The organism is Sphingobium sp. WCS2017Hpa-17 (assembly GCF_031843765.1).
GTDB lineage: Bacteria > Pseudomonadota > Alphaproteobacteria > Sphingomonadales > Sphingomonadaceae > Sphingobium.
In genome coordinates, this window is sequence record NZ_JAVTIV010000006.1 from 203,648 (window position 1) to 210,024 (window position 6,377).

5 protein-coding genes are annotated in these 6,377 nt (G+C 65.1%); 3 read left to right on the plus strand and 2 right to left on the minus strand.

The features are described from left to right. Position 1: 1 nt before the first annotated feature. Positions 2-943: a cytochrome-c peroxidase gene (locus tag RQH62_RS11975; protein ID WP_405053543.1), complete on the minus strand. Its 942-nt coding sequence runs from the start codon at positions 941-943 to the stop codon at positions 2-4. A gap of 29 nt (positions 944-972) precedes the next feature. Beyond that, positions 973-1,509 (minus strand): hypothetical protein, encoded by a 537-nt coding sequence (locus RQH62_RS11980; protein ID WP_311268984.1) that lies wholly within the window; start codon positions 1,507-1,509, stop codon positions 973-975. Between the two features lie 79 nt (positions 1,510-1,588). Between RQH62_RS11980 and RQH62_RS11985 the strand changes: the two genes are divergently transcribed. From RQH62_RS11985 to RQH62_RS11995, 3 genes are all read left to right on the plus strand, one after another. Continuing rightward, on the plus strand, positions 1,589-3,724 hold the full coding sequence (locus RQH62_RS11985; protein ID WP_311268985.1) for a TonB-dependent receptor: 2,136 nt from the start codon (positions 1,589-1,591) through the stop codon (positions 3,722-3,724). Positions 3,725-3,853: 129 nt separating this feature from the next. After that, positions 3,854-5,485: a Na+/H+ antiporter gene (locus RQH62_RS11990; protein ID WP_311268986.1), complete on the plus strand. Its 1,632-nt coding sequence runs from the start codon at positions 3,854-3,856 to the stop codon at positions 5,483-5,485. 197 nt (positions 5,486-5,682) lie between these two features. Further along, positions 5,683-6,377: BapA/Bap/LapF family prefix-like domain-containing protein (locus tag RQH62_RS11995; protein WP_311268987.1), on the plus strand; the 695-nt coding region annotated here is incomplete at its 3' end.

The following is a 6,377-nucleotide window of genomic DNA, read 5'->3' on the forward strand; positions in this document are numbered from 1 at the left end:
CTTAAAGCCGCTTGCCGCAGGCGCGATCGGACATGGCGAAGCGGGGGTCGGTGAGGAAACGGACATCCGTCATCTGGTCGAGCAAGGTAGTGAGCGGGGCCATCGCCTCTTCGGGAAGCGCCAAGCCATGGCGGCGGATCGCGTCGGTCATGGTGCGGGCCGACCCGTCATGCCACCATGGACCAGTCACCGCGACATTGCGGAGCGACGGCGTCCGGAAGCGACCGGCATCTTCCGCCCGGCCGGTCTTTTCGATCAGGCCGGGGTCGCGCGCTTCTGCCGGTCCGAAACCATGATAGCGCAGGTCGGTCATGTCCGGCCCGCCATGGCAGGATGCGCAGCGGCGGTCGAACAGGTGGAGGCCCTGTTGCGCTGCGGCGGGCATGGTGCCTTCGCCCCTGCTATAGCGATCATAGGGGCTGTTCTGTGCGATCAGCGTACGCTGGAAGGCGGCGAGCGCGGCGGTGACGGTGCGGGTGTCGATTCGCCCCTTTTCTGCCGGGAAGGCGCGGGCGAACATCGTACGATAGCAGGCGTCGGCGCCCAGCCGGCGCGGCAATTCCGCCTCCAGTGCCTTCATGCCCATTTCCACGGGCTGCGTGCCCAGCAACGGCACCAGCGCCTGATCCTCCAGCCGGGTGAGGGCAGGATCGGCGGCGGTCAGCGGCGAAAGCCAGCCGACATTGGCAAGCCCCGGCACATTGCGCCGGCCCGGATCGCCATGCACGCCTGGTCGGGTGGCGTTGCCATCGGCAAAGCCGCGCTTCTGCTCGTGGCAGGCGGCGCAGGCCATGGTGCCGTTGGCCGACAGGTCCGCATCGTAGAAGAGACGACGGCCTAACTCGATCTTGGCCGCGCTCATCGGGTTGTCGGCGGGGACGGGCGGCGGCGCTACCCCGGTGGGCAGATCCCAGCGCCATGGCTTGCCGGCCGCGACCAGCATCAGCAGCGCGGTCGCCAGCAAAAGGGGTTTCACGGCAGGTGCGTCACCAGCAGGGTCAGGCTGTCTTCGCCATTGGCGGCGATCTGGAGCGTGTAGCGGCCGGGCTTCAGGTCATAATCCACCATCTTGCGGATGCCGGTGCAGTCCGGGCCATGGCCATGGGCGATCGAGGTTGCCGCCTGACCGTCGCTGATGACGTCGACCCAGGCGCCCGATCCCAGCGCGACGCGCCAGGTGCCGGCCTCTTTCACCGTGAAGCTGGCCAACCCGCCATGGCTGACGCTGCCGCCCGGCTTGGCCGGCCGCACCGGATAGTCGACCTTGGGCGTGGGGAGCAGCGCCAGCGTCACCGTCTGGCCCGGTGTAAGGACGGCGCGCGCGGCGGCCTTCCGATTGGCGCCGGCCTTCAGCGCCACCGGATTGCGCCAAGAGGCCATGGGCGCGGGCAGGTCTGCCGGGGCGACGCATTGCGCCGGGGCATGGTCCATCTGCGCGGCGGCGGGGGCGGTGCAGAGCAGCACTGCGGCGGCAGGCGCGAGGCGCTGGAACGGGGCGCGGAACGGCATCTGGGACTTCCCTCCGAAATATTTCGCTATATACGGCCGGATATATCGAGTCGAATGACCGGATAAAGGGGGAAAATCTATGCGTATCGCTTTCACCGCTTTGTTGCTGGCGGGCAGTGCCCTTGCGGGCCAAGCCCAGGCACAGACCGAGCCGGAGGAGGGGAGCGATCGCTTCTCGCTGGGCCAGATCATCGTCACCGCGCCACGGACGCAGGGGATCGAGATTGACGGCAACACGCTGTCGTCCGACGCCATCTACACCTTCAGCCGCAATGCGCTGGACGATGCGATCAACCTGATGCCCGGCGTATCGGCCGGCAACAGCGGTGGCACGCGCAACGAACGGCTGGTGTTCGTGCGCGGCTTCGACCGGTTTCAGGTGCCGCTGTCGATCGACGGCATCCGCGTCTACCTGCCCGCCGACAACCGGCTGGACTATGGCCGCTTCCTGACCACCGACATCGCCGAAGTGCAGGTGGCCAAGGGCTATGCGTCGGTGCTGGACGGGCCGGGCGCGATGGGCGGGGCGATCAACCTGGTCACGGCCAAGCCGACCAAGGCGCTGGATATCGACATGCGCGGTACGGTGAATTTCGACAATGATGCCGATTATGCCGGCTATAATGTCTCCGCCATGGTCGGGACGCGCCATGACCGCTGGTATGCGCAGGCCAGCTATGCGCGCAGCTTCACCGACCATTGGGATCTGCCCAACGACTTTACCCCGCGCAACATAGCGCTGGAAGATGGCGGCGCGCGCGATTTTTCGCGCACCCGCGACTGGCGCATCAATGCCAAGGTCGGCTTCACCCCCAATGCGACCGACGAATATGCGCTGAGCTATACCTATCAGGAGGGGGCGAAGGGCGCGCCGCTGCATATCAGCGACACGGTGACGACGCCGCGCTATTGGGACTGGCCGGAATGGAATATCACCAGCATCTATTTCCTGTCGACTACGGCGCTGGGCGATCGGGCCACGCTCAAGACCCGCGCTTATTACAACCAGTTCGATTCGATCCTGCGCAGTTTCACCGACCGCACGATGACGACGCAGACCCGGCCCTATACGTTCGACAGCCCCTATGAGGACCGCGCCTGGGGCGGATCGGCGCAGCTGGATTTCGAGGCGAGCGAGGCGGATACGTTGCGTGTGGCCTTCCATTATCGGCACGACAAGCATGTCGAATTCCAGACCAGCTTCTCCACTGCCGGCGTCGGCACCACCGAGCCGCGCCAGACCCAGACGGAAGAGACGTTCTCCGCCGCGCTGGAAAATGAGCTGCGCCTGACGCCCGACCTGCGTTTCACCCTGGGCGGCAGCTTCGACTGGCGCAACCTCATCAAGGCGGAGGAATATGGCGCGCCGCTTGGCACGACCGGCGCGTCTGTGATCTACAATTATCCGCGCCGCGATGCCGACACCTGGAATCTTCAGGGCCGGTTCGACTGGCAGGCCAATGCAGCGGTCAACCTGCACGCCAGCCTGTCGTCGCGCGCGCGCTTCCCGACCATCTTCGAACGGTTCAGCCAGCGGTTCAACACCGCCATCCCCAATCCCGAACTGAAAGCCGAGCGCGCCACCAATGCGGAAATCGGCGGCAGCTGGGCGGCGGGCAAGCTTCGGGTCGAAGGCGCTCTCTTCTATAGCTGGGTGCGCAATGCCATATTCAGCGTGCCGACGCCGACCTATCCCTGCACCGCGTCGACCACGGCGCCGGCGGTGCCGGTCGCGGGCTGCGTGCTGACCAACCTGTCGCAGAGCCGCAATGTCGGCAAGGGCGAATATTATGGCGTCGAACTGTCGGTGTCGGCGACGATCCTGCCGGGGCTGGACGCCGGCTTCAACTATACCGGGATCAAGCGGAAGCTGGACTATGCCGCCAACCCGCTGTTCCACCCGACCGGCGTGCCCACGCATAAGGGCTTTGCCTATCTCGACTGGGCACCGATCGAGAAGCTGCATATCGTCCCCAGCATTGATCTGGCGTCGAACCGCTGGACCCTGTTCACCGCCCTGCCGGCCAGCGCGCCGCAGCGTTATTATCGCACCGGCGCCTATGTGAATGCCGGGCTGCGCATCGATTATGCCATCACCGACAATGTCGAGATCGGCGTGGGCGGTCGCAATCTATTCGATGACTATTACACGTTGACCGACGGATTCCCGGAGCCGGGCCGCACGCTCTTCGCCAGCATCCGGGCGCGCTACTGATCGAACGGGCGGCCGGTTCCAAGTCGCTGGAGCCGGCCGCTCGATTCCCTGACGATAAAAAAGCCAACTTCTTTCCCCATTTCAGAAAAAATGCTCTAGGTTCCTTGCGCTAAGGAACGGAGGATTGGTTTGGAAACAGTTTCGATCGTGCTTTTTCTGCTGCTGGCGGTCGTCGTCAGCGGCGCGATTTCCCGAATGCTGCCCATATCCATTCCGACCCCGCTGGTGCAGATCCTGCTCGGCGCGGTGATTGGCCTGTCGACGTCGCATCGTGTCGATCTGGACCCCGAACTCTTTCTCTTCCTGTTCCTGCCGCCGCTGCTGTTCCTCGACGGCTGGCGCATCCCCAAGGATGAACTGCTCAAGGACGTGTCCACCGTGGTGGAACTGGCGCTGGGCCTTGTCCTCCTGACAGTGGTCGGCATGGGCTTCTTCATCCACTGGATGATTCCAGCCATGCCGCTGGCGGTCGCCTTCGCGCTGGCCGCCGTGGTGTCGCCGACCGATCCGATCGCCGTGTCCGCCATTGCCGCGCGCGTGCCCATTCCCAAGCGGATGATGCACATATTGGAAGGGGAATCGCTGCTGAACGATGCGTCGGGCCTGGTCTGCCTGCGCTTCGCCATCGCCGCGGCCCTGACCGGCAGCTTCTCCGCCGGGGCGGCGACGCTCAATTTCCTGTGGGTGGCAGGGGTTGGCCTGCTGATCGGCGTGGCAGTCACGCTGGCCGTGTCGCGGGTCAAGGCCTGGGTGACGAAGCGCTGGGGCGAGGATGTCGGTTCGCAGATCCTGGTCAGCCTGCTCATTCCCTTCGGCTCTTACATGCTGGCCGAACATGTCCATGCGTCGGGCATCCTGGCGGCGGTAGCTGCCGGCGTCACCATGACCTACGCCGAAATCTCGCGCGCGGCGATGGCCTCCACCCGCATGCGCCGCAACTCGGTGTGGGACACTATCCAGTTCACGCTGAATGGCATCATCTTCGTGCTGCTGGGCGAGCAATTGCCCGCCATATTGGAGGGCGCGCATCAGACGGTGGCGCTGACCAATCACAGCTCGCCCTGGTGGCTGGCCGTCTATACCGGCGCGATCGTGGCGGGGCTGGCGCTGCTGCGCTTCGCCTGGGTCTGGGCCTCGCTGCGCCTCACCATCTTGCGCAAGGCGAAGCAGGGCGTGGGCGTGCAAAGCCCCGGCTGGCGGCTGGTCGCGGCGACCTCCGTCGCGGGGGTGCGCGGCGCCATCACGCTGGCGGGTGTGCTCACTTTGCCGCTGGTGCTGAATGACGGCACGCCCTTTCCCGCGCGTGATCTGGCCATCTTTCTGGCGGCGGGGGTGATTGTGGTGTCGCTCATCCTGGCCAGCATTGCCCTGCCGGTGCTGCTCAAGGGGCTGACCATGCCGCCCGAGCCGTCGAAGCAGGCGGAAGAAGACAGCGCGCGCATCGTTACCGCCGAAGCCGCTATCCGCGCGGTGGAACGGCACCAGCATGCGCTGGCCGAAGATCGGGGCGAGGCGGATATCTACGCCGCTGCGGGCGGGCGGGTGATGGACCGCTATCGTGAACGGATCGAAGGGCTGAGCGGCCAGCAGGCCGACGAGACGCGTGCGGGCAACAGGCTGGTCAGCGAATTGAGCCTGGTCGGGGTGAAGGCCGAGCGGACGGCGCTGGCAGTGCTGGTCCGCGACCGTCTGCTCAGCAGCGAAACCGCGCGCAAGATTACGCGCGAACTGGATCTGGCCGAAGCCCGCTATCGCGGCTGATATACTGCATCCGGCCGCGTGACGGCGGCCGGATGTGAAATCACATCCGAATTCGGAATCCTTGGGGCCTGCCCCGATTGTCCTCCGTTGGATCGTTATGACGCGCAATCCTGCGCCCTGTCCGGGGGTGCGGAAGCGCGATGACGTATCCGGCGCACGCCCGGCAGCGGCGTGCGCGAGAGGGAAAGGGATCGACAATGGCGGCCGAAGTTATCGACAAGGCGACGGGTCAAGTCAGCCAGGCGCCGATCGATACGATAACCCTGGACGATCCCAGCGTTGTACGCCTTCAACTGAACCGGGAAGCCGTGTCCGCCCTGGAGCAGAATGGCAACGATCTGGTCATCCACCTGGCCGACGGCAATGTCATCAAGGTCGCCAATTTCTACGAGCCGTTCGATGCCGGCCACAGCGACCTGGTGCTGCGCGACAATGATGGCAACCAGTGGCTGGCCCGCTCCGGCAGCCGCTTCCCGCGCTTTTCCCTGCTGAACGATCTCGATGAACTGATGGGCGCGGCCGGTGGTGCAGGCGCCGCGGGATCTGGCTTGATCCCGGCGGCCGTCATCAGCGGTATTGCCGTTACCGGCGCCACCGTCTTGGGCACCACCGCCAACGGCAGATCGTCGATCGATGACACGGATGCCGATGCAGACGCAGATGCAGATGCGGATGCAGATGCAGATGCAGATGCAGATGCGGATGCCGATGCCGATGCCGATGCCGATGCCGATGCCGATGCCGATGCCGATGCAGATGCTGATGCTGATGCTGATGCTGATGCTGATGCTGATGCTGATGCTGATGCTGATGCTGATGCTGATGCTGATGCTGATGCTGATGCTGATGCTGATGCTGATGCTGATGCTGATGCTGATGCTGATGCTGATGC